The sequence below is a fragment of the Candidatus Thioglobus sp. NP1 genome (assembly GCF_003326015.1).
Taxonomy (GTDB): Bacteria; Pseudomonadota; Gammaproteobacteria; order PS1; family Pseudothioglobaceae; genus Pseudothioglobus; species Pseudothioglobus singularis_A.
Map to the genome: position 1 here is coordinate 1208359 of NZ_CP023860.1, position 23919 is coordinate 1232277.

Here is a 23919-nt window from a genome sequence, read left to right on the forward strand (position 1 = left end):
TTGTAAAATATAAGTAGTCCTAAATTAAGATATATATAGAACCAGCAAACTTACAATTAATAGGCCAGCAAAATGAACGAAATGTGGAATCAATTTTTTTCCCTAAGGCATGATAAGCCTCGTACGCTTCAGTTGCAAATCCGTCAACAATTAATTGATGCAATAACAAATGGTTTGATTGGACCAAATGAACCATTACCATCATCAAGGAATCTTGCTAAAGCCCTTAATGTAGCAAGAAATACTGTATTAGCGGCCTATAAAGAGCTTGAATTTGATGGTTATATTACTCCTCAAGAAAGAAGAGGTTACTTCGTAAATGAGCAATTCTATGAAAATTTTACAGATAGCAGCGAGGATCAACTTAAAAACATTACTACACCAGTGTGGCTTGATAGCTTAATTACAAAAAAACCATCTATTAAAACTAATATTCGTAATCCTGAGAATTGGCAAAGTCTTCCATATTCTTTTACAATTGGGCAGTTAGATAAAAGCCTTATTCCTTATTATGAGTGGCGGGAAGTGGTTAGACACTCTTCAACTCTTCCTGAAATACAAAAATGGAATATTGATCATGTTGATAAAGATGATCCCTCATTAATAAAGCAAATTCAATCTAAAGTTCTTCCTAAAAGAGGTATTTGGGCTAATAAAGATCAAATTTTGATTACCTCAGGTAGTCAGAATGCAATCTATATTATTGCCAGTCTTTTGGCAAAACAAGGGACAGTTATTGGTATGGAAAACCCTGGATATCCTGATGTAAGAAATATTTTTAGTTTTCGAACTGACAATATTGTTCCCATTGGAATAGATCAAGATGGGATTATTGTTGATGAAATTAAACCTGAAATTGATATTATTTTTACGACTCCAAGTCATCAATATCCAACAGGAGTAACTATGAGTATGGATAGAAGAAATAAACTTCTAGCTATTGCTAAAGAAAATCAAATGGTAATTATTGAAGATGACTATGAAGCAGAGGTCAATTTTTTAAGAAAACCCAACCCATCTTTGAAAAGTCTTGATAAAGATAACAATGTTATCTATGTTGGAAGCTTTTCAAAAGCATTTGCACCAGGCCTTAGGTTAGGATATATGGTTGCACCAGAAAGTTTTGTTAAAGAAGCAAGAGCTCTAAGGCGGTTAATGATAAGACATATACCAGCAAATAATCAACGCTCAGTTGCTTTATTTATTGGACTAGGTCATTATCATAATATGTTTACAAAAATCCAAAAAACTAACAAAGAAAGGTGGGGGTTAATTAATGAAAAAATTAATCAGGAACCCCTTCTATCTGCCACTCCCACCCTTGGTGGCTCAACTTTTTGGGTCAAGATTCCAGAATCAATTGATACTGAAAAACTTTGTCAAAAACTTCTAGAAAAAGGGGTTGCTGTCAGACCTGGTAATGCATCTTTTGCAGAGAAAAAGTCACCAGCAAATTATTTACACCTTGGATATTCTGCTATTGATACTAATAAGATAAATAAAGGTATAGATATTATCGTAAAAGAAATTAAAGCGATGATGCATTAAAGTATCTTTAAAAATTTATATGAAAAAATTACTCTTAAAATTTTTATTAGTTTCTAGCCTCATGGGTATATCTTTTATAGGAGCTGATGAATCAAATCTAAATATTTATGAAGATCAGCAGTCTGATCCTTTTGTAAGATACATTGATGTTCAGAATTTAAGACTATATTCATTAGATGAAGTTTCTAATAAGTTTCTAAAAAATGTAGCAAAAACGTATCTACTAATGTTAAAAACTAATAGTCAAATAGATCCAGAAATGAGGGGTGAATATTTAAAAATTACTAAAAATAACTATGTTTATCAAAGAATTGGCCTAGAAGGAACAGATTATTATGAAAAAAAATTTAATACTAGTTTTAACAACTTACCTCAATCAAGGATAGTTGAGAATGGTCCTTTCAGAGAGAATATTACTGACTATATTTGGGAATACAGGCGAGAAAATATAAAATCAGAGCAAATAACTGAAGTTATTGAACACTTACTCCATACTATAACTAATGTAGCTTTTTCAATTCAATACTCAGATTGGGATTGGAGAAACCCCTCTTCCATGATTAACCTCGCTACACAAGAAGCAATTGATAAAGGAATTTTTAATATTTCAGGCTATAAAGAGATTCTTGATAGAGGCGATGAGGATGGTTTTAATAAGGCTATTACAACAGAGTTTGCATATTGGTTAATTGCTGTTGAGTGGGGCCTAGGAGATTTCATAGGAATCCCAAATGATGAGTTTAGAATTGGTAATCGTAAAGAAATTTCTGAAAAGCTTCCACTTGGACATAGAATGTATAAATGCTATGTTGAAAAAATCTTAAGCCCACCTGATTTAAAAAGTCTTCTATCAATTTTTCCAACAAATGGAAAGACTAATAATCAAGATTTGACTAATAAAATTGAAGATTATAACTGTGACCAAAATATAAACCTCAATCAAGAAATAAACTTAAATATTAATGAAAATATAAGCCTCAATCAAGAAATCAACTTAAATATTGAAGAAACATGTAATCGCCAAATCAAAGGGTTTTGGAAAGATTATTTAGAGCTAAATAAAAGTGAGTTTAATTCTAGAGGGTATTTATTTATAGTAGAAGGTGAGGATGGCAGATGCGAATATGGAGTAGGTATTAATAAAAATGATGCCTTTATAGATTGTACAAAATGGAAAGAAGAAAATAATATAATCGGAAAATGTATGCCATATGCGAAAGATGGTAAAGTTCTATTGGATAAGCACTCAAATAATGATGAGGCTAAACAGACAAATAATGGTGAGGCTAAACTAACTAGTAATATACTTAAGGGTAAAGAATCAAAAAACTTAAGTAGCTGGGAATGTATGAGAGGAAGCTTTGATAAATTTGTCGAAGTATATGGGGTTTATGTTGTGGGCTCACCTGGAGCACCTATGTACAAAGTTATGCATACTGCTGGAGTATTAGCACAATATTTAGATAATGATGAGAACGGTCTGCCAGATGATCCTAGAGTTGTATCTTATCTTTCAAATAATAACTATATTGTGCCAGTTTGGAGTGTTAGTGATAGAGAAAATTTTTGGGAAAATGCAAGAGGTAGCTATTGTGAAGATAATATTGGTATGGCTGCAAGTATGTATTATGATGAAGACCAGTGGGCCATAGGTGGTATTCAAAAAACTGGTCAATGGGATACAAATCTAGAAGAGGTATGGCACGTTGTTTCTGCAGGATGGTATGAAGTTTATCCAAAATATTTTGGCAATAAGGAATCTATGCTTCATAAAGCAATGGATAAAGCTCGGGGTGGTAAGTTTGAAGAGGTTCCGTCAAAATACCCAAAAAGTGCCTGGTACACCTATAATGACAAGGGTTGCAGTTATGAATGTCAAGCGCATGAATATTTTTACTGGATTTTGATGGCTAATATTAATGCTCTTAATTTATCCTACACTGACAAATGTTCGCCAAATGATGAATGGAATATCTGCAATAGATTTGATCTTAAGAAAAAGGATATCTTAGCATATGAATTATTGAATAATTATGATTTTATATTTCCTACCAAAATACCAAATGGTGAATACAAGCCTAATATAATTAATGTTTACTGATTAAGAAAATCTTTTTGATATATGTGAAACAAATACTTATTTTTATAATACTATTATTAAGCCTAATTTCTAATTTTGCTATTTAAAGGGTCATACATTGGTTTTAAAGATGCATTAGCTTTTTCAATCACACCCTCAACCTCAATGGTATATTCAGCATTTAAAATATCCTCATGACTCTCATTAGGCAGACATGTAACATAACCAAGACCAACTGCACCTCCTAACGTATGGCTATAGGTGCCACTTGTTAAATGACCTACAATCTCACCATTTTTTAAGATAGGCTCATTATGGTAGAGCATAGACCCAGGATTACTAAGTAGAAATTGCATTACCCGCATTTCATAGCCAGAAGCCTTTTTTTTAATAACAGACTCATATCCTATGAAATTACCAAATTTTGAAGGATTCTTATCGACTTTAACTGCGAACCCAAGTCCTGCATCAATGACGTGATCTTCATCAGTAATGTCATGTCCAAAGTGTCTATATGCTTTTTCAATTCGACAACTATCAACAGTATGCATCCCAATCTGTCTTAAAGAAAACTCCTCACCTTTTGAATCAATTAGCTCAGCTACATAACTTGAAAACTCAATTGGAAAGTATAACTCCCAGCCTAATTCACCAACATATGTTATTCGGTGTGCACGTACATTTGCCATACCAACCTCAATATTGCGAACATTTGCAAAAGGGAAGCTTTCGTTACTCATATCAGTATCTGTAAGAGATTGTAGTAAATCTCTCGAATTTGGCCCCATAATGGCGATACAGCCCTCAGCACTAGTTGCATCAAATAGTGAACAATTGGCCCCTTCAGGCAAATTCTTTTTAAGCCAATGCATATCTCGATTCAAACACATTGTGCCACTGACTATTAAATAATCATCAACTTCAAGACGAGTAACTGTTACGTCAGCTTCAATACCGCCTTTCCGATTAAGCCACTGCGTATAAACCATTTTACCGACATCAACATCAACATCATTTGCACAGATCATCTGCATAAAGTCCATAGCATCAGAACCTTTGACTCGAATTTTTGCATATGACGACATTTCATACATACCAACAGTCTCTCTGATTGCTTGCTGCTCTAATCTATGAAAATCAAACCAATTTTGCCTTCCCCAGGAATATTCATACTTAGCCTCAACCTTTCCAATCAAATCCTTTGGAACAAACCAATTAGGCCTCTCCCAGCCAGCAACCTCACCAAAACAAGCACCACGCTCTTTGAAAAACTCATACAAAGGAGTTTTTCTTAATCCTCGTGCTGTTTCGTATTGATGGTATGGAAAATGATTTTCATAAAGATAGCCTAAAGTTTCAGTAACTCTATTTGCTAAGTAAATTTTATTATTTTGAAATGGCTCATTTCTTCGTATATCTACATCCCATAAATCACAGGGAGGTTCTTTTCCTTCAATCCATTCAGCTAAATACTTACCAGCTCCACCTGCAGCCTGAATTCCAATGGAATTAAATCCAGCCGCTACAAAGAAATTACCTAATTCAGGCGACTCTCCTATTTGAAAATTATCGTCTGGAGTAAAACTTTCAGGTCCATTAAATAGAGTCTCAATTCCTAAACTCTCCATAACTGGCACACGGTTCATTGCAAGCTCTAGATAAGGCATACAGTGATCTAAATCATCTTGTATTTGGTCAAAACAAAAATCTTCTGGTATTCCATTTTGCGCCCATGGTTTTGCGTTTGGCTCAAATAGCCCAACAAGTATTTTTCCAGCATCCTCTTTATAATATGCCGACTCATCTGGAACTCTTACTACGGGCATATCTCCCATATTTGGAACGGCTGAAGTTAGGAAGTAAAAGTGCTCACAAGCATGAAGAGGGACTGAAACACCAGCCATTTTGCCAACCTCTCTTGCCCACATTCCACCGCAGTTTACTACAGCATCAGATTGTATGTCACCATACTCAGTTTGAACTCCTACAGCTTTTCCATCTTTTTTAAGTATTCCAGTAACCTTAACGTCTTCAAAAATCTTAGCACCATTATTTTTAGCTCCTTTAGCAAGAGCCATGGCTACGTTTGCTGGATCAGCCTTGCCATCCTTAGGAATCCACGCCCCACCAACAACATCATCAAGCTTAAAAAGATCAATCTTATCCCTTAACTCATCAGTAGTTAATATCTGGACATCAACTCCATGAACTTTAGCAAGTGATGCGTTGCGCTTGTATTCAGTTAACCTTTCTTGGTTAGTTGCAAGGCTTATAGAGCCAGTTCGGCGATAACCAGTAGCCATTCCTGTTTCAGCTTCTAATGTTTCGTAAAGGTTTCCAGAGTATTTAACCATTTGAGTAAGATTAAGCGAGGAGCGCATCTGCCCTACAAGTCCTGCTGCATGCCATGTGGTTCCAGATGTTAGCTTTTTACGCTCCAGAAGAACTACATCTGTGTAACCAAGTTTTGCGAGATGATAAGCAACTGAGCAACCTACTACTCCTCCACCAATAATTACAGCTTGAGCATTTTTAGGTAATATTACTGACATGGGCTAACCTTAAATAAAGAAGGAAAAAACAGAATTATAAAGCTATTTTCCCTTCCATGGTACAAGATAATTTTCTGAAATTCTCATAAGAATATCGATTGCATAACCAATAACACCAATCAGTACAATTCCCATTATTACAAGGTCGGTCATCTGGAACTTTGAGGCGGTGATAATCATCATTCCAGCACCTTTCTGAGCCGCTACAAGTTCAGCTGCTACTACTGTGCCCCAACAAACCCCCATAGAGACTCTTGCACCTGTAAATATTTCAGGCAAACTGTTTGGAACAATAACAAGCCTCATAATTTGCCACTTAGAGGCGCCTAGTGAATATGCGGCATGAATTTTTGCAATATTCACCCCTGAAACTCCGGCTCTAGCAGAAATAGTCATAATCCAAAGCGAAGCTAAGAATAGTAAAATAATCTTTCCTTGTTCACCAATACCAAACCAAATAATAACTAATGGAATTAGAGCAAGTGGAGGTACTGGTCTCATAAATTCTACAATAGGATCAAACCATCCACGAAACCAGCCAGAAAGGCCCATTGCGTATCCTAAAGGTATACCTATTAGAGCGCCAGCGAAAAAACCAACAACAACTCTAAGGAGTGACCAGCCTAAATGCTCAAATAAACTGAAATTTTTATACCCTTCTGAGGCAATCTTTGTTAGCCTTGACCAGACAGCTTCTGGGGAAGGTAGCCATACTGGCTGCATCTGCCAGCCTTTATATGGAGTAAGACTCAAAGTTCCTTTAGCGGTCATATAAACGCGGGCATTATCAATAAAGAGTTCACTACTAGGTGAAATAGGCTCTCCATTTATAGCAATAACTTTGTATTTTTTATCTTTACCACCTAAATCATTTTTCTGTACTTTAATTAAGGCACTTCTGTATGTAATAATTTGAGCAGTATCATTAAGTGCAAAACCTAATCCTGGCTCAATATCTAATTTATCAGGTATTTCTCCAGTCTGAACATCATAGACCGTTACAGTAACATTTGCATCATCAGTCTCACCTGAAGCGTTCATTGCTGTGTACTCAAAAGAAAATTCACCAATAAATGGCCCAGGAACATGGATTGGAGTTAACTTAGAACCTGTAAATGATCCCCAAATAGCAAATATTGCTATTATTGAAATTATTGAGGCTGCTCTATTTGGTGTAACAGCACTCTCGTCACCAAATGTTACAGTCTTAAGACTCGTAAAATCATCTCGTGGCTTTGTCATTGAACCAACTACTTTAACAATATAAAAAGCAGCTATGAAAATAATAATATAGATAATTAATATAGTCATTAATTTTCGTCCATCCTACCCATAATTTCTTCTTCCATTTCCCAAATAATGGATAGAATTTCATCACGTGTTTCTGTATAACCTTCTGATTTTTTGACCTCACGCAGATCCATATTGACTCCCATTTCTGCGAATGGTAGTTTGTATTCTTTATAAACCCTACCTGGTCTTGGCGCTAGAACCAATAATCTTTCCCCAAGAAGAACCGCCTCTTCAACTGAGTGAGTAATCAATACTATAGTTTTTCCTGTTTCCTTCCAAAGCTTTAAAACTAAACCCTGCATTTTTTCACGAGTCAAGGCGTCTAATGCACCTAAAGGCTCGTCCATTAAAATAACATCAGGTTCATTTGCAAGACACCTGGCCAGAGCAACTCTTTGCTGCATACCTCCAGATAATTCATATACTGCCTTATCCTCAAATTCAGCAAGACCAACCACATCTAATAAATGTTTAACTTTTTCATTTTGTTCTGATTTTGGCATTCCTTTCATTCGTGGACCAAAAGCAACATTCTCTCGAACATTCATCCATTCAAATAATGCCCCTTGTTGAAATACCATACCTCGCTCTGCACCTGGACCCTGGACAGTATTTTCATTAAGTATAACTTTGCCTTCTGTTGGAGCTAAAAAACCAGCAATGATATTTAATAAAGTTGTTTTCCCACATCCTGATGGACCGAGTACTGTAATAATTTGACCTTCTTCTATTTCTAATGAAACATCTTTTAGAGCTTGAACTGAGGAGCCATTCTTCAAGTCAAAGCGCATTGAGATATTTTCAATTGATAAACCTTTCAAACTTAACTCCGATTTTTTTTTCATTAAAAAGGTGGCACACTATGTGCGCCACCTTAAGTCTAACTAATACCTTCTTATTAAACTTTTTAATAAGTCTAATAAAATAGTATTTATTGAGCTGCTAATCCATTAAGACCATCAGTATTGATTGCATTTGTGTATGAACCACGAGCACTTGGAATGCTTCCAGCCTCAACAAATACATCTGCTACACCTTTAAGGAAAGCTTCGCCAGAACCACCAAGCCAGCTATCACCTAATTGTGAACTAACTGAAGGGAAAACGAATGTAGACATTGTTTCAGCAGTTGCCGCTTCATCCATACCAGCATCTTTAGCAATATGAGGAATCATTAGTGAATGGAATCCACCTGAGTTCCACATTGCATTTGCAGCAGCAGTAACACCTAAGAATGTCTGAAGTACTTCAGCATTTTCATCAGCAAAACCTGCTGGAACTGATGTTACGTCCCAAACAAGGATACCTAGAGCAGTCTTTTCTGCACCTGTTAAAAGAACATTACCATGATCTAATGCACGACGTAATGATCCACCCCATCCACAGAACATATCAATACTTCCTTGTGCTAAGGCAGCTGAACCTTCTGGTGGAGCCATATCAACTACTTGCATTGAGTCAACAGAAACACCAAAATGAGCCATCTGCTTTAAGAATCCAAAGTGAGCAGCAGTTCCTAAAGGAACAGAAACTTTCTTACCAGCTAATTCTGATGCATTACTTGCATCAATTTCAAGACCTGAAGCTACAACACAGTTATCGTTGTCAGCATAGCTTACTGCTACGTCAACAATTTGTATATCTTGGCCTGTAGAAGCGGCAACGATAAATGGTGGAACACCTTGACTAACTGAAATATGAATATCTCCAGAAGCCATTGCTGCTGACATTGCAGTACCAGTACCGAAAGCTTTCCAGTTGACTTTCATACCTAAAGCTTCATCATACGCACCAATTTGCTTTGCATATTCAAACGGCATTGGCCATTCTTCAAAATAAGCAACATTTAACTCATCTAGAGCCATAACGTTTACAGTAGCGATAGCACTGACAAGCGTTGCTCCAATTTTTTTATAAATACTTTTCATTATTTCTCCTTTATATAGACATTAAACTTCAAAACAGTTAAAAAAACGTTTTAAAAAAAACAGTTAATTAAAAACTGATTTTTTAAAATTACATTTAAATTTTTGAAACTGAAATGAGATATTACCATGAAAAAAAAATGAAATATCTCATTTTGATAAAATCAGTTTAATTTAATATAATGCTTAATTGAAATAAACTCAATTAAATAGATTTTTATAATGATAAAAAAATATTTTTTTTTAGAGATTATTTTTTATATCTCAGAAGATCTAAGTTCTTGAGATATCTTATCAAGAGAAGTATTTATTAACTTATAAGCACCATCAGCACCATAAAGTTTAGTTAGTTCAACTGCCTCATTAATCACGACTTTATAGGGCACCTCTAACTGAAACTTTAACTCATAGACCCCTAAATATAAAACAGCTCGTTCAGTTGGTCCTAGCTCATTGAGATCCCTATTTAATGATGGCTCAATAATCTCATCAAGTAATGAAATGTTTTTAGGAATATTTAGAATCAGGTTTGAAAAGAACGCTTTAGATATTTTGCCTTCTTTTTGATTTAGAAATTGTTGCTCAATTTGAGTAATTTCTCCACCAGAGGTTAGCCACTGGTATAAAGCTTGAACTACTCTGGCACGCGAACGTTGTTTTGGAGTCACAGCTCTTCAAGTAAATTTATCATTCTAATAGTGCACTCAGCTGCTTCAGCACCTTTATTCTCAGAGTTAGCACCTGATCTTGCAATAGCCTGCTCAACCGTATCAACGGTTAAAACACCAAAAGCAATTGGAATTTCTGATTCTAATGAAACTCTAGAAATACCTTTCACACATTCGCCAGCTACGAATTCAAAATGTGGTGTTCCTCCCCTTATAACGGCTCCCAATGCGACTATTCCATCATATTTTCCAGTCATAGCAGCCTTTTTAAGAGCTAAGGGTATCTCAAAAGCACCAGGTACATATAAAAGATCAATATCCGTTTCATCAGCCCCATGCTTTAATAATAATTCTTTAGCACCACTAATTAAATGATCAACTACGAATGAATTGAAACGAGCTGCAACAAGCGCAAACTTTTTGTTATTGATAGTTAAATCACCTTCAATAGTTTTCAATTAAATTACTCCTTTATATTTATATATTCAGAAATGGTTATGCCAAATCCCTCTAAGCCAGGCCATTTTCTTGGTTTGCCCAGTGACTTCATAGTTCTTACTCCCAAGTCTGAAAGTATTTGAGCACCAATTCCAAAGGTTTTTCCATCATCATAGTTGATGTCAGCCTTATTATTAATGTTCTCAAGGATAGCCTGATTATCTTGTTTACGTAAAAGTAAAAAAACTCCATTCTCCACATCAGAAATCATTTCAAGTGCACTATTGATGCTAAAACCATTCTGAACCTCATTTAATACATCCCTAAAAATATTTTCCATATGAACTCTAACATGAGGCTCATTAGATTCATTCAATACACCCTTAACTAAAGCAATATGAATATCATTATGAATTGTATCAAGGTATGAATAAAGCCTAAATTTACCATATTTAGTTTCAAAAGGTCTCTGGCTTATTCTTTCAACTGTCTTTTCGTTTTCGACCCTATAGTGAATTAGGTCGGCAATATTTCCAACCTTAATTTTATGTTTTTTTCCAAATTTTTCTAAATCAGAACTTCTAGCCATTGAGCCATCATCATTGAGAATTTCTACGATTACAGAGGCTGGCTCAAAGCCAGCTAAACGAGCTAAGTCACATCCAGCTTCAGTATGCCCTGCACGGATTAAAACACCCCCCTGTTGAGCCATTAATGGAAAGACATGCCCTGGTTGAACTATATCAATTGGTTTTGCATTTTTAGCAACTGCATCTAAAATAGTTTTAGCTCTATCAGAGGCTGAAATTCCAGTAGTAACTCCAGATGCTGCCTCAATAGATACAGTAAAGTTTGTAGAATGAAGATCACTATTCTGAGAAACCATCAAAGGAAGGCTCAACTGCTGGCAACGCTCTTGAGTCAAAGTTAAACAGATTAAACCACGGCCATGAGTTGCCATAAAATTAATATCTTCTTTGGTAACCTTTTCAGCAGCAATTAATAAATCGCCTTCGTTTTCTCGACCCTCATCATCCATAAGAATGATCATCTTGCCTTTTTTATAATCCTCTAGAATTGCTTCAATTGACGCTTTCATAAATATTTATTTTTTTAATAATTAAGTTATAGCTAAAGACTTTAACTCACTCAGAAGATCTATGGCTAATTAATTGCTCAATATGCCTGGCAATTATATCTATCTCTATGTTGACCATTGAGTTTTCAGTCAAATCATCAAAGGTTGTCTCTGACCAGGTGTGAGGAATTATATTTACATCAAAAATATTATTCTTAACTTCATTCACAGTTAAGCTCACACCATTAATGCAAATTGCCCCCTTCTTAGCAATATACTTTGTAAGATCATTTTTGACCTTAATTTTTAAGCGATTACTAACTCCTTCCTTCCTTAACGAGATTAACTCCCCTACCCCATCAATATGACCACTTACTATATGTCCATCAATTCCTTGGTTAAGTCGCAAAGATTTTTCTAAGTTAACATTTTGTCCTTTTTTTAACTCTGAAAAAGTAGTGCAGTTTAATGTTTCTTGGGAGACATCAGAAATAAAAGAATTTACTTTAAGTTTAGTAACAGTTAAGCAAACCCCATTAACAGCAATACTATCTCCAATTGAACAGTCTGAAAGGTCCAGGCTATTTGAATTTATTTCCAAAATAATACCTTTTTCAGATACGTGTAAATCTTTTACGCTTCCTTTAGATTGAATTATTCCTGTAAACATTTATAAAATTTAGTTTTAATTTTGTTTGAATATAATCATTAAGTTATTTAACCACTTAATGCAAGTTAATGTAATCAATAGATTTCATGCTAGCCATTAGTTAAATTCAAACTTGGGTTAATAAGTAATCTTCATAATTACCAGAATAATAGTGCGCACCATCCTCTTTAAGCTCTATTACCTTTGTAGATAGGGAAGAAACAAACTCCCTATCATGGCTAACGAATATCAATGTACCCTCATAGTTATCAAGAGCTAGATTCAATGCTTCTATTGACTCCATATCCAAATGGTTTGTTGGTTCATCCATTAACAAAATATTTGGCTTTTGAAGCATTAATCTTCCAAATATCATTCTTCCTTTTTCACCACCAGAGAGAGACTTAACAGACTTTTTAACATCTTCTTTACCAAAAAGCATCTTTCCCAAGACAGATCTCATTGCCTGAATATCATCTTTTTCATTTTTATATTGAGTCATCCAATCTAAAACATTCATTTCTTCTTCAAATTCTTTACTATTATCTTGTGCATAGTAGCCAATATTGGCATTTTCACTCCATTTTGTTTTTCCACCATCAGCATCAAATTCACCAAGTAAAGTCTTAAGTAAGGTTGTTTTACCAATTCCATTTTGACCAATAATAGCAACTCTTTGGCCTTTCTCAATTATTAAGTTAATATCATTAAGAACTTGCTCTTTATCAAAACTTTTGCTGAGATTTTGAACCTCTAAGATATTCCTAAATAACTCTTTATTTTGATTAAAAATGATATATGGACTGATACGAGATGAAGGTTTAATATCATCTAGCTCAATTTTATCAAGCTGCTTAAGACGAGAAGTTGCTTGTTTTGACTTCGATGCATTAGCTGAGAATCTAGATACAAAATGCTTCAAATCTTTAATTTTTTCTTCCTTTTTAGCGTTATCTGCACGCATCCTTTCTTGAATGGCTGTTGCTGCAATCATAAAATCATCATAGCTTCCAGGAAAGACATTTAAAGCCCCATAATCAAGATCTGCCATATGAGTGCAGACACCATTTAAGAAATGCCGGTCATGAGAAATAATCACCATCGTTGATTTTCTAGAACTCAAAACACCCTCAAGCCAGCGAATTGAATTAATATCTAAGTTATTTGTAGGCTCATCAAGCAAAAGCACATCTGGATCTGAAAATAAAGCTTGAGCTAGCAAAACTCTTAATTTCCAACCTGGAGCAATTTCACTCATCAATCCGTAATGCTGATCTAAGGGGATATCAAGGCCTAATAATAATTCGCTAGCTGAAGATTCTGCAGAGTAACCATCCATTTCAGCAAACTCCATTTCAAGCTCTGCAACTTTAATACCATCATCTTCAGACATTTCAGCTAGACCATAAATACGATCTCTCTCTTCTTTTATCTTCCATAATGCCTTATGACCCATTATTACAGCATCTACAACTCTATAGTCTTCAAATGCAAACTGGTCTTGTGACAGAATACCAAGCCTTTGACCCTCACCAACCATAACAGAGCCATTAGAAGGCTTCAACTCTCCTGTCATAATTTTCATCAAAGTAGACTTTCCACAACCGTTAGCACCGATTAAACCGTAACGATTTCCATTTTGAAACTTAACAGAGATATTTTCAAAAAGGGGTTTTTCACCAAATTGCATAGTTATATTAGCAAGAGAAATCATAGTTTTGTCTTAATTTTTAAAATAAAATATTATCCCATATTGACTTCCAAGTAGCTTAGTTTTTATGCTTCTTGATATCAAGTAAAACTAATAAATATTAAGTATAAAATATAATCAAGATGCGATTAAATTCAACTATGAGAACTCAGCAGATGCCAGATAAGTCTCTATTATCTGTAATCTTGGCACTATTAATTTTTGGTTGGATTATGTCTTTCTCAGCTTCACTCTCTTATTTTTCTAGTTATTCTTTCTTTGCAAAGCAGACCCTCTTTATTTTAATGGGTCTTTCCTCAGGTCTAATAATTCTTAATACACCAATCTCAGTTCTTCAAAAATACTCAATCCCTTTATTTATATTAACCTTAATATTACTAATGGTTGTTTTTCTTCCAAGCCCAATTGGGCATGAAGTAAAAGGCTCAACCCGCTGGATTAATTTTGTTTATTTTAAGTTTCAACCCTCAGAATTAATGAAACTATCAATGGTTTTATTTATGGCTGGTTTTTTAATTCGTCAAGAGAAAGACATTAGAAAACCTTGGATTGGCTTTATAAAAACAATTGCTATTATAGGTATTACTGGTCTTTTAATACTCCTTGAAACGGATATTGGAGCGACTCTTATTATAGCATTGACTGCAATGGCAATGCTTTATGCAGCTGGCTCATACATTAAACAATTAACTATTGTTACAACAGCACTATTTTTATTAATGGCAATTATTGCCTCTCTCATTCCAAATAGAGTTGAAAGATTTATGTCTTTTTGGACAGATGATTTCTGGAATGATGCGAACCCAAAACTTGATCAAACAAAAGCCGCTTTAGTTGGCATTGCAAGGGGAGACTGGTTTGGAACAGGTCTAGGTGGCAGTATTCAAAAATTTAAAGCTTTACCCGAAAGACATACAGATATGATATTTGCAGTAATTGGTGAAGAGCTTGGCTTTATTGGGATGTTATTTGTTCTTCTATCATTTCTATATATTCTTTTAAAGGGATTTGCAATTGCAAAAACAGCTCTTCAAAAAGGAAGAAACTACAGTTCTTATGTTGTATTTGGAATTTGCACATGGTTCTCAATGCAAATTACTGTCAATATTGGTATGAATCTTGGTTTACTCCCTCCAAAAGGCTTTACACTGCCACTTCTCAGCTATGGAGGAACTTCAATGATCTTTGCAATTATCTCACTAGCAATTATCTTAAGAGTAGATATGGAAAATAGAACTAAATATTTCAAACAAAAAGAATATGTCTAAGAAAGTTTTAATTATGGCAGGTGGAACTGGAGGCCATATTTTTCCAGCTCTTGCTATCGCAAAAGAATTAAAAGCTCGTGGAGTTACTATTGAGTGGCTTGGTGGTACAAACGGTCTTGAAAAATCATTAGTTCCTAAGCATGGTTATAAGCTTCACAGTGTCTACACAAGTGGATTAAGAGGTAAAAGTGTAATAACAATATTAAAGGCTGTTTTCTTTCTAGGATTAGGACTACTCCAAACTATCTTAGTATTTATTAAATTCCGACCTAATAAGGTTATAGGAATGGGTGGATATGTTTCTGGCATAGGAGGATTGCTTGCTAAATTGCTATTCATTCCATTAATTATTCATGAACAAAATACTATCCCTGGGACTACAAATAGATTGTTAAGCAAGCTTGCCAACAAATCCTTTCAAGCCTTTGAAAATACCTTTGATATAAAAATAAAAGCTTCAACAGTTGGTAACCCCTTGCTTTTTAGACCAATATCAAAAAAAACTCCTGAATTAGTTCAAAAAATACTTATATTAGGAGGCTCACTTGGTGCCCAAAAAATCAATGAGACAATTACTAAAATTAATACTCCATTAAGTATCTGGCATCAAACAGGTGCAAAACACTTTGATAATGTTAAAGCTTCATACAATACTGATTTACATCTAGATCTCAAAATTGAACCCTTTATTGAAGATATGGCTAAAGCATATGCTTGGGCGGATATTGTAATTTGTCGTGCTGGAGCGATGACTATTTCAGAGTTAATTGCTTCAAAAACTATAGCAATTCTAATTCCTTTTCCGTATGCTGTTGATGATCACCAAACAATCAATGCGCAATATCTTTCAAAAAATGGTGCAGGAATACTTATAAAAGAGGATGATTTAAGTGCAGATTTGATTGATATGGAATTGAACAGGTTAAGCCCTGAAAAACTTCAAGAAATTACTACGAAGTTAGAGTTACTTTCAGTTCTAAGTCCTGAAATAATAATCGCTGATTATCTTTTCGATTAATCCCAAGTCGCTTAAAAAGAAGTAAATCATTTGCTGCTGTTGGATTATCAGTAGTTAATAGTTGTTCTCCATAGAAAATAGAGTTTGCACCGGCAAAGAAGCACAAAGCCTGCATTCCTTCACCCATCTCAAGTCGGCCAGCTGATAACCTTACTACTGAATTTGGCATTAAAATTCTTGCTACTGCTATTGTTCTTACAAATTCACTTTCACTTGGAGGTTTAACATTTTCAAAAGGTGTTCCAGGAATAGGGACTAATAAGTTAATTGGCACACTATCAGGATGTTTTTCAAGATTAGCTAAAGACTGAAGCATAGAGGCCCTATCAACCTCTGTTTCCCCCATACCTAAAATTCCTCCACTACAAACATTGATATCAGCATTTTTAACTGCCTCTAAGGTATCTAACCTGTCTTGAAAGTGTCTTGTAGAAACTACATTTGAGTAGTGCTCCTTAGAAGTATCTATATTATGATTGTAATAATCCAAACCAGCCTCTTTTAACGTAGATGCTTGCTTAGGAGTCAGCATACCAAGAGTAACACATGTTTCCATACCCATCGCCTTAACACCCTGAATCATAGGGATAACCTTATCAAGACTCTTATCTGTAGGGTTTCTCCAAGCAGCCCCCATACAAAATCTAGAAGCACCTTTATCTTTAGCAATTTGGGCTTTTTTTAAAACCTGCTCAATCTCCATTAAACTTTCACGCTCAAGACCAGTATCATACTTAGAGCTTTGGGAGCAATAAGAGCAGTCTTCTGGACAAGCACCTGTCTTGATATTTAATAGAGAACTAACCTGGACTTGGTTAGGATCAAAAACCTCTCTATGGATACTATGAGCTTTAAATAAGAGATCATTAAAAGGCATTTCAAATAACGCCCTTATTTCATCTAATTTCCAATCGTTTTTAATTTCAAACATTTGAATTTATTAATAAGACATAAATTAAATTTTACCGCATACTTATGGAACAAAAAGTACAAAAAAAAGGCCGCATATCATGCAGCCTTTTTAAGTTCATATTAAAACATTAACAACTATAGTACAAATCAAACTCTAGAGGTTGTGGTGATGCTCTCATAGCAGTCACTTCCTCCATCTTAAGATTAATAAATGAATCTATAACTTCATCAGTAAAGACTCCACCTTGCTTTAAAAAATCACGATCATTATCCAATGCTTCTAAAGCTAAATGCAGCATAGCTGCAACCTTAGGAATTGAACCATCACTGTCTTCATAAAGGTCTTGATCAGAAGGCTCACCAGGATGAATTTTGTTTTTAATACCATCAAGGCCCGCCATTAATAATGCTGAGAAAGCAAGATAAGGATTACAAGTTGAATCAGGAAAACGAACCTCAATACGTCGCCCTTTAGGGTTTTTAACAAAAGGAATCCTAATTGCGGCTGAGCGATTCTTTGCTGAATAAGCAAGCATTTCAGGTGCTTCAAACCCAGGAACTAAACGCTTATATGAATTTGTAGAAGGGTTTGTAAATGCATTCAATGCTTTTGCATGTTTTATAATTCCACCAATATAGTAAAGTGCCATCTCACTTAAGTTGCCATATCCGTCACCATCGAATAAGTTAACGCCATCTTTTGCAATAGACATATGGACATGCATACCATTACCATTGTCAACAGCAATTGGTTTTGGCATAAATGTTGCTGTCTTTCCATATAGATGAGCAACGTTATGAACGCAATACTTTAAAATTTGAGTTTCATCAGCCTTCTTGACTAGGGTATTGAATAAAGCACCAATCTCACACTGCCCAGCTGTTCCAACCTCATGGTGGTGAACCTCAGTAGTAACACCCATTTCTTCAATAGCTAAACACATTTGGGAGCGAAGATCATGCAATGAATCAACTGGTGGAACTGGAAAGTAACCACCCTTAACTTTAGGACGATGACCTTTATTTCCACCTTCCATATCCACTCCAGAATTCCAAGCAGCCTCTTCAGAATTAATTTCATAGAATGCCTTACCCATTCCATGACCTGTATCCCACTTGACACTGTCAAACACAAAAAATTCAGGCTCGTTTCCAAAATAAGCTGTATCTCCAACACCTGAAGATTTCATAAACTCTTCAGCACGTTGTGCGATAGAACGAGGATCCTTAACATAGCCTTTTAAGGTACTTGGTTCAATAATATTACAACGAATGTTTAAAGTTACTTCTTCTGTGAAAGGATCAAGTACAGCAGTTTCTGTATCAGGTGATAAAATCATATCAGAATCATTAATCGTTTTCCAACCTGAAATAGATGAACCATCAAACATTTGGCCATCCTCAAGTTTTTCAACATCAATCGTGTGAGCTGGAACACTAACGTGTTGCTCTTTACCTATAGTATCAGTGAAGCGAAAATCTATAAATTTAACATCTTGATCTTCGATCATTTTTATTACATCTTTTGCAGACATAGTTATTCTCCTAAATATAAATAGAATAAAAAAATTGACAGGCTTTGTCAGGAGGTCTGCGTCGTTGCAAACGATAATATTGACTCTTGAAGAGATCAACATAGGATCTTACAGAGGTAGATTATATCCTAACTCCATTAGAGTTTCATTAAAAATTATTCAACTAAGGTTGAGTTTTAATTAATCCAATCTCTAGGCTTTAAAAAATAACTTGTTAAACGCTCCTCTTCACTTCCAGGGAGGACTTTAAATTTATAATGCCATTGAACTTTTGGAGGAAGTGACATTAAGATTGATTCTGTTCTACCACCGCTCTGAAGCCCAAATAAAGTCCCCCTATCTTGTAATAAATTGAATTCAACGTAGCGTCCCCTGCGATAAAGCTGAAAGTCTCTGTGATTTTCACTAAAAGAAGTTCCAATTCTCTTTTTAACAATTGGTATGTAAGCCTGAATAAAGTGATTCCCAATACTTTTCATAAAGTCAAAACATTTTTCAAAACCACCGCTATTTAAATCATCAAAAAATAAGCCCCCAATACCTCTTTGCTCGTCCCTATGAGTCAAATAAAAATAATCATCACAGCTTTTTTTATATTTTGGATAAATATCCTCTCCAAATGGGGCACAGGCTTTTTTTGCAATTTGATGCCAATGGATTGCATCTTCATCAAAGCCATAATAAGGTGTAAGATCAAAACCCCCTCCAAACCACCAAATTGGATCCTTTCCAACCTCTTCAGCAATAAAAAAACGAACATTAGCATGAGCAGTTGGTACATATGGGTTTTGAGGGTGCATTACTAATGAAATACCAAGCGCAGTATACCTCCTTCCCTCAAGCTCAGGTCTTGTTGCAGTGGCAGATTTAGGCATTTTATCACCATGTATAATTGAAAAGTTAACGCCACCTTTTTCAAAAACGTTTCCATCAGTAATAATACTGGTAACGCCATCACCCCTTTTGTCAGCCCTTGCCCACTTGTCAATTTCAAACAATGATTTACCATCAATTTGCTCAATTTCAGAACAAATTTCTTTTTGAAGCCCTAATAAATATTTTTCAACTTGATTAATCATTATCTAATCTGTTCGCCTGTAAGTATATTTATAATTCTTGAGGGCTCTGAATTATACTTATTTGGGGGCAAGGCAAATCCCAGGTCATCATTAAAATATGACTTTAACTCATGCAAAGAGGTTGCCGCTTGCTCCCCCTGAATATTAGCACTTGAAGAAATTAAAGCAGATTTAGTATTCTCACAGAAATATGTAATTAAAGGGTCAGTTGTCAACCTAACAGCTAAAAGTTCATTATCACCAAATATCAGGTCTGGAGTTTTTTGAGATTTAGGAACAAGATAAGTTGTTGGTTTTTTGTTGGTTTTAGTGAGTTTTTGAAACATCTCACTATCTTCATTTAAATCAATATAAGGCATCAAATAACTCACATCAGAAGCAAGCAATATAAACCCTTTTTTTTCATCTCTTTTTTTTAAATTTATCATTTTCTGAATTGCATTTAAATTATTAGCAAGGCACCCAAGGCCATATATAGTATCAGTTGGATGAGCTATAACCCCAGTCTTGAGATACTTAAGAGCTAATTTAATATCTTTAGTTATTTTCATTTTTTAGCTCTAGGATGAAACTCATCATAGACTTTTGATAGTTCTAAAAAATCTAAATGAGTATAAACCTGAGTACTTTTGATGCTTTTATGACCTAAAAACTCTTGGACTGTTCTTAAATCATGGCTTGATTGAAGAAAATGAGTTGCAGCTGCATGTCTCAGCATATGGGGGTGTACATTAATTACCACACCAACTTCATAGGCTCTTTTTTTCACAATATTTTGAACAGATCTAGTACTTATCCTTAATTCATTTTTATTTAAAAACAAAGCATCAGAATTACCTCCCTGTCTTCTTGAAAGGTAATCCTGAAGAAGCCTTAGGGCAGATTTACCCACAGGAGTAAAACGAGCTTTATTTCCTTTACCCACAACTCGAACAAAGCCTTCGTTTAAATCAAAATCTTTGATATTAATCCCAACCAATTCTGAGACTCTTAAGCCACAGGAATATAATAACTCGACCATTAATACTGCTCGTAACTCAGAAAAAAGCCCAGTTTTTAAAGTCATCATATTTGTAAGATCATCAAAATCAATTGTTTTAGGAAGTAATTGATCAATTTTTGGTGCTTTAATAGCAATTGCAGGATTTATTAAAACTTCTGATTTTTTTATCATAAAGGAAAAGAGTCCTCTTATAGAAGATAAATATCTTCTTATTGACTTCCCAGAGGCCCCAGAGTGTCTTAGACCCATAACAAACAAATTTACATTTTCAGTTGTAATTTGACCCCAATTTGAAATGCCTTTATCCATCATAAAAGATAGGAATTTTAATAAATCTCTCTCATATGCCTCAATAGTATTAGTAGCGTAGTTTTTTTCAATAGTCAAGAAAATAATAAACTCTTCAATTTGCTTAACTAATATTTCACCTTGATACTTGATTTTCTGTTGTTTGACCATATGTTTATATTTTACATTTAAACGATTAAGGATTTTAGATGAGTCAAAAACAAACGCACGAATTTCAAACTGAAGTATCACAGCTTCTCGATTTAATGATTCACTCTTTATATTCTAATAAAGAGATATTTTTAAGAGAGCTAGTCTCAAATGCCTCTGATGCAATTGATAAACTTAAGTTTGAATCTTTATCAAACGATAAACTTATAGAAGTAAAGGAAGAGCCAAGCATTCATATTGATATCGATAAAGATGCAGGAACAATTACTATAAGAGATAACGGCATAGGAATGACTCAAGAAGAGGTCATGGAAAATATTGGAACTATTGCTAACTCAGGTACTAAAAAATACTTAAAAAGCTTAGATAAAGTCCAAACTCAGGACTCTAATCTTATTGGACAATTTGGTGTGGGATTTTATTCTGCTTTTATAGTTTCAAATACCGTCACACTCTTAAGTAGAAAGGCAGGTGATAACAAGGCTAATGGAACAAAATGGGTATCAAAGGGTAAGGGAGACTACTCAATTGAAACTGTTGAATTAGATGATTATGGAACAACAATTATTCTTGATGTCAAGAAGGCAGAAAGTGAGTTTGTTGACGACTATCGTATTCGTGGAATTGTTTCAAAATACTCTGATCATATTACTGTACCAATTCTTATGATAAAACAATCTGAAGAAGATAAAGATGTTATAGAGTATGAAAAAATAAATGAAGCAACAGCATTCTGGATGAAGGATAAAAAAGAACTATCTCAAAGTGATTATGATGAGTTTTATAAATCTTTGACCTATGACTTTGAAGGCCCATTAACTCAAATTCATAATAGAGTAGAGGGCAAGCTTGAATACTCTTCACTATTATTTATTCCAAAAAAAGCGCCATTTGATATGTGGGAGCCAAAAAGAAAAAGTGGTGTCAAACTCTATGCCAAAAGAGTTTTTATAATGGAAGGCAACGAAGAATTACTTCCACAATACCTTCGCTTTATTAAGGGTGTAATTGATACAGCTGACTTGTCTTTAAATGTCTCAAGAGAGATTCTTCAAGGTAGCAAGGTTGTGGATACAATCAAAAAAGCTTCTGTCAAACGAATCCTATCAGAATTAGATAAGATGTCAAAAAATAAACCTGAAGACTATTCGTTATTCTGGAAAGAGTTTGGAATGGTTATAAAGGAAGGGGTAGTAGAGGACTCCGCAAATAAAGACAAAATCTCAAATCTTTTACGATTTACTTCAACCTCAACTGAAAACTCAGATCAAACGGTTTCACTCCAAGACTATATTGGCCGAATGAAGGAAGATCAAAAAAATATATATTATGTAACTGCAGACACTTACGATTCAGCCAAGGGGTCACCTCATCTTGAAATTTTTAAACAAAAAGATATTGAGGTTCTTCTTCTCTCAGATAGAGTTGATGAGTGGTTAGTAGCCAACTTTGGTGATTTTGAAGAATACTCACTTAAATCAATCGCTAAGGGAGATCTTGAGGACCTTGACACTAAAGAAGATAAGAAAAAGAAGGAAAAAACAGTTAAGGATTATGAAAGTGTTATTTCTAAGGCTCAAAAGATTCTTGAAAATCAAGTTAAAGAAGTTAAAGTTTCTAGTCGATTAAGTGAATCCCCTTCATGTCTTGTAGCAGATGAAAATGAGTTGGGTGGAAATATGGAACGTATTATGAAATCACTCGGTCAAGATATTCCTGATACTAAGCCTATACTTGAGATTAATCCAAATCATCCACTTGTAAAGAAACTTAAGACAAAAATTGATAAAGACATAGTTAAAGTGTTATTTGATCAAGCAGTTCTCAGTGAGGGTGGCCAAATTAAAGAGCCTGCTGAGTTTGTTAAGCGCATGAATAAGCTAATGCTTGCAAAGTAAAACCTTAAAAAAAGCCCGAAATTCGGGCTTTTTACATTTTATTAATCTAATTTGTTAAAGGGATTAATTTTATTAAGGATGCCTCTTAAGATTGCAACCTCTTCCTTTTCGAGACTACTCCTCGCGAAAAGCCTACGAAGCCTTCTCATCAATAAGCTTTTTGGTTTTTTATTATCAAAATATTCTAAATGATCAAGGGCTTGTTCAAGATGCTTATAAAAGCTATCTTGGTCATCAAAACTAGCGAGTTCATTTCCAGAATTATCAAATTTATCCTTAACAGAACTTACATAGTTTTGATAAGCAAAAACTTGAATAGCTGATGCTACATTTAGTGAAAAATATTCAGGGTTTCCAGGAATTGTCATTAGAATTGAGCATAAATCTAACTCTTCATTTGTAAGACCAGAATTTTCTGTACCAAATATGATTGCGACCTCTTGGCCTTCTTTTGAAGTTATTGCCTGAATTTCCTTACAAGTATCAATTACATCTAACTGCCTCCATTTAATATTTCGTTGACGAGCACTTGCACCAATAACTAAGTGGACCCCCTCTAAAGCCTCTTCTAAGGATTTACATATAATTGAATTAGATAAAACATCATCAGCACCACTAGCTCGTGCAGTTGCCACTGCAGAAGGGTAATTACTAGGATTAATTAAATAAAGACGACTTAAAGACATATTTTTCATTGCCCTAGCTGCTGCACCAATATTACCTGGCTCAGTAGTACTTACCATGACAATCCTCACTTTATTAAAATTCGTCAAGGTATAATTCGTTGCTTTACTTATTTGGCTCAT

20 protein-coding genes are annotated in these 23919 nt (G+C 34.7%); 5 read left to right on the forward strand and 15 right to left on the reverse strand.

Annotated features, from left to right (window positions below; genetic code table 11):
• The first annotated feature begins 72 nt into the window (after window positions 1-72).
• Both CRN91_RS06230 and CRN91_RS06235 read left to right on the forward strand, forming a co-directional pair.
• The gene (locus CRN91_RS06230; protein ID WP_114115575.1) at window positions 73-1548 is read left to right on the forward strand and encodes a MocR-like pyridoxine biosynthesis transcription factor PdxR; all 1476 of its coding nucleotides are present in this window, start codon (window positions 73-75) and stop codon (window positions 1546-1548) included.
• A gap of 19 nt (window positions 1549-1567) precedes the next feature.
• A complete protein-coding gene (locus CRN91_RS06235) occupies window positions 1568-3649 on the forward strand; it encodes a hypothetical protein (RefSeq protein WP_114115576.1) in 2082 nt (693 codons plus the stop codon).
• A gap of 62 nt (window positions 3650-3711) precedes the next feature.
• On the opposite strand, the gene CRN91_RS06240 is transcribed toward CRN91_RS06235, so the two are convergent.
• The 9 genes from CRN91_RS06240 to CRN91_RS06280 form a co-directional block, all read right to left on the reverse strand.
• Window positions 3712-6180: a GcvT family protein gene (locus CRN91_RS06240; RefSeq protein ID WP_114115577.1), complete on the reverse strand. Its 2469-nt coding sequence runs from the start codon at window positions 6178-6180 to the stop codon at window positions 3712-3714.
• 42 nt (window positions 6181-6222) lie between these two features.
• Window positions 6223-7491, reverse strand: a complete 1269-nt coding sequence (locus CRN91_RS06245; protein WP_114115578.1) for an ABC transporter permease — start codon at window positions 7489-7491, stop codon at window positions 6223-6225.
• The gene (locus tag CRN91_RS06250; RefSeq protein WP_114115579.1) at window positions 7491-8294 is read right to left on the reverse strand and encodes an ABC transporter ATP-binding protein; all 804 of its coding nucleotides are present in this window, start codon (window positions 8292-8294) and stop codon (window positions 7491-7493) included. The genes CRN91_RS06245 and CRN91_RS06250 overlap by 1 nt, the downstream gene beginning before the upstream one ends.
• Before the next feature lie 110 nt (window positions 8295-8404).
• Window positions 8405-9400, reverse strand: coding sequence for a taurine ABC transporter substrate-binding protein (locus CRN91_RS06255; protein WP_114115580.1), 996 nt, complete (start codon window positions 9398-9400; stop codon window positions 8405-8407).
• 254 nt (window positions 9401-9654) lie between these two features.
• Complete coding sequence (gene nusB, locus CRN91_RS06260) at window positions 9655-10065, reverse strand: transcription antitermination factor NusB (RefSeq protein WP_114115581.1); 411 nt, start codon at window positions 10063-10065, stop codon at window positions 9655-9657.
• A complete protein-coding gene (gene ribE / locus CRN91_RS06265) occupies window positions 10062-10523 on the reverse strand; it encodes a 6,7-dimethyl-8-ribityllumazine synthase (protein ID WP_114115582.1) in 462 nt (153 codons plus the stop codon). Before ribE ends, nusB begins: the two co-directional genes overlap by 4 nt.
• 5 nt (window positions 10524-10528) lie before the next feature.
• Complete coding sequence (gene ribB, locus CRN91_RS06270) at window positions 10529-11602, reverse strand: 3,4-dihydroxy-2-butanone-4-phosphate synthase (protein ID WP_114115583.1); 1074 nt, start codon at window positions 11600-11602, stop codon at window positions 10529-10531.
• Window positions 11603-11648: 46 nt separating this feature from the next.
• Window positions 11649-12251 (reverse strand): riboflavin synthase, encoded by a 603-nt coding sequence (locus CRN91_RS06275; protein WP_114115584.1) that lies wholly within the window; start codon window positions 12249-12251, stop codon window positions 11649-11651.
• Between the two features lie 106 nt (window positions 12252-12357).
• Window positions 12358-13944, reverse strand: coding sequence for an ABC-F family ATPase (locus tag CRN91_RS06280; RefSeq protein WP_114115585.1), 1587 nt, complete (start codon window positions 13942-13944; stop codon window positions 12358-12360).
• A gap of 137 nt (window positions 13945-14081) precedes the next feature.
• Between CRN91_RS06280 and CRN91_RS06285 the strand changes: the two genes are divergently transcribed.
• Complete coding sequence (locus tag CRN91_RS06285) at window positions 14082-15209, forward strand: FtsW/RodA/SpoVE family cell cycle protein (protein ID WP_254424924.1); 1128 nt, start codon at window positions 14082-14084, stop codon at window positions 15207-15209.
• Window positions 15202-16227 (forward strand): undecaprenyldiphospho-muramoylpentapeptide beta-N-acetylglucosaminyltransferase, encoded by a 1026-nt coding sequence (gene murG / locus CRN91_RS06290; RefSeq protein ID WP_114115587.1) that lies wholly within the window; start codon window positions 15202-15204, stop codon window positions 16225-16227. Before CRN91_RS06285 ends, murG begins: the two co-directional genes overlap by 8 nt.
• Here the strand turns inward: murG and bioB are convergent.
• From bioB to xerA, 5 genes are all read right to left on the reverse strand, one after another.
• Window positions 16160-17158: a biotin synthase BioB gene (gene bioB / locus CRN91_RS06295; RefSeq protein WP_114115588.1), complete on the reverse strand. Its 999-nt coding sequence runs from the start codon at window positions 17156-17158 to the stop codon at window positions 16160-16162. The genes murG and bioB overlap by 68 nt on opposite strands.
• 109 nt (window positions 17159-17267) lie before the next feature.
• Complete coding sequence (gene glnA / locus CRN91_RS06300) at window positions 17268-18674, reverse strand: type I glutamate--ammonia ligase (RefSeq protein ID WP_114115589.1); 1407 nt, start codon at window positions 18672-18674, stop codon at window positions 17268-17270.
• A gap of 176 nt (window positions 18675-18850) precedes the next feature.
• Window positions 18851-19753, reverse strand: a complete 903-nt coding sequence (hemF, locus tag CRN91_RS06305; RefSeq protein ID WP_114115590.1) for an oxygen-dependent coproporphyrinogen oxidase — start codon at window positions 19751-19753, stop codon at window positions 18851-18853.
• Window positions 19753-20304, reverse strand: a complete 552-nt coding sequence (locus CRN91_RS06310) for an L-threonylcarbamoyladenylate synthase (RefSeq protein WP_114115591.1) — start codon at window positions 20302-20304, stop codon at window positions 19753-19755. The genes hemF and CRN91_RS06310 overlap by 1 nt, the downstream gene beginning before the upstream one ends.
• Window positions 20301-21215 carry a site-specific tyrosine recombinase/integron integrase gene (gene xerA / locus CRN91_RS06315; RefSeq protein ID WP_114115592.1) on the reverse strand — a complete coding sequence of 305 codons (915 nt, stop codon included), beginning with the start codon at window positions 21213-21215 and terminating at the stop codon, window positions 20301-20303. The genes CRN91_RS06310 and xerA overlap by 4 nt, the downstream gene beginning before the upstream one ends.
• Window positions 21216-21253: 38 nt before the next feature.
• On the opposite strand from xerA, the gene htpG reads away from it, so the two are divergent.
• Window positions 21254-23113, forward strand: coding sequence for a molecular chaperone HtpG (htpG, locus tag CRN91_RS06320; protein ID WP_114115593.1), 1860 nt, complete (start codon window positions 21254-21256; stop codon window positions 23111-23113).
• Between the two features lie 41 nt (window positions 23114-23154).
• Here the strand turns inward: htpG and CRN91_RS06325 are convergent, their stop codons facing one another.
• A complete protein-coding gene (locus CRN91_RS06325) occupies window positions 23155-23919 on the reverse strand; it encodes an RNA methyltransferase (protein WP_114115594.1) in 765 nt (254 codons plus the stop codon).

Bases quoted from the DNA above. Each gene is read 5' to 3' on its own strand.
- CRN91_RS06325 (WP_114115594.1), bottom strand. From the start codon at position 23,919: ATGAGCCAAATAAGTAAAGCAACGAATTATACCTTGACGAATTTTAAT.
- CRN91_RS06280 (WP_114115585.1), bottom strand. From the start codon at position 13,944: ATGATTTCTCTTGCTAATATAACTATGCAATTTGGTGAAAAACCCCTT.
- htpG (WP_114115593.1), top strand. From the start codon at position 21,254: ATGAGTCAAAAACAAACGCACGAATTTCAAACTGAAGTATCACAGCTT.
- CRN91_RS06235 (WP_114115576.1), top strand. From the start codon at position 1,568: ATGAAAAAATTACTCTTAAAATTTTTATTAGTTTCTAGCCTCATGGGT.
- murG (WP_114115587.1), top strand. From the start codon at position 15,202: ATGTCTAAGAAAGTTTTAATTATGGCAGGTGGAACTGGAGGCCATATT.
- ribB (WP_114115583.1), bottom strand. From the start codon at position 11,602: ATGAAAGCGTCAATTGAAGCAATTCTAGAGGATTATAAAAAAGGCAAG.
- bioB (WP_114115588.1), bottom strand. From the start codon at position 17,158: ATGTTTGAAATTAAAAACGATTGGAAATTAGATGAAATAAGGGCGTTA.
- CRN91_RS06310 (WP_114115591.1), bottom strand. From the start codon at position 20,304: ATGAAAATAACTAAAGATATTAAATTAGCTCTTAAGTATCTCAAGACT.
- CRN91_RS06230 (WP_114115575.1), top strand. From the start codon at position 73: ATGAACGAAATGTGGAATCAATTTTTTTCCCTAAGGCATGATAAGCCT.
- CRN91_RS06240 (WP_114115577.1), bottom strand. From the start codon at position 6,180: ATGTCAGTAATATTACCTAAAAATGCTCAAGCTGTAATTATTGGTGGA.
- CRN91_RS06245 (WP_114115578.1), bottom strand. From the start codon at position 7,491: ATGACTATATTAATTATCTATATTATTATTTTCATAGCTGCTTTTTAT.
- hemF (WP_114115590.1), bottom strand. From the start codon at position 19,753: ATGATTAATCAAGTTGAAAAATATTTATTAGGGCTTCAAAAAGAAATT.
- glnA (WP_114115589.1), bottom strand. From the start codon at position 18,674: ATGTCTGCAAAAGATGTAATAAAAATGATCGAAGATCAAGATGTTAAA.
- xerA (WP_114115592.1), bottom strand. From the start codon at position 21,215: ATGGTCAAACAACAGAAAATCAAGTATCAAGGTGAAATATTAGTTAAG.
- CRN91_RS06275 (WP_114115584.1), bottom strand. From the start codon at position 12,251: ATGTTTACAGGAATAATTCAATCTAAAGGAAGCGTAAAAGATTTACAC.
- CRN91_RS06255 (WP_114115580.1), bottom strand. From the start codon at position 9,400: ATGAAAAGTATTTATAAAAAAATTGGAGCAACGCTTGTCAGTGCTATC.
- CRN91_RS06285 (WP_254424924.1), top strand. From the start codon at position 14,082: ATGAGAACTCAGCAGATGCCAGATAAGTCTCTATTATCTGTAATCTTG.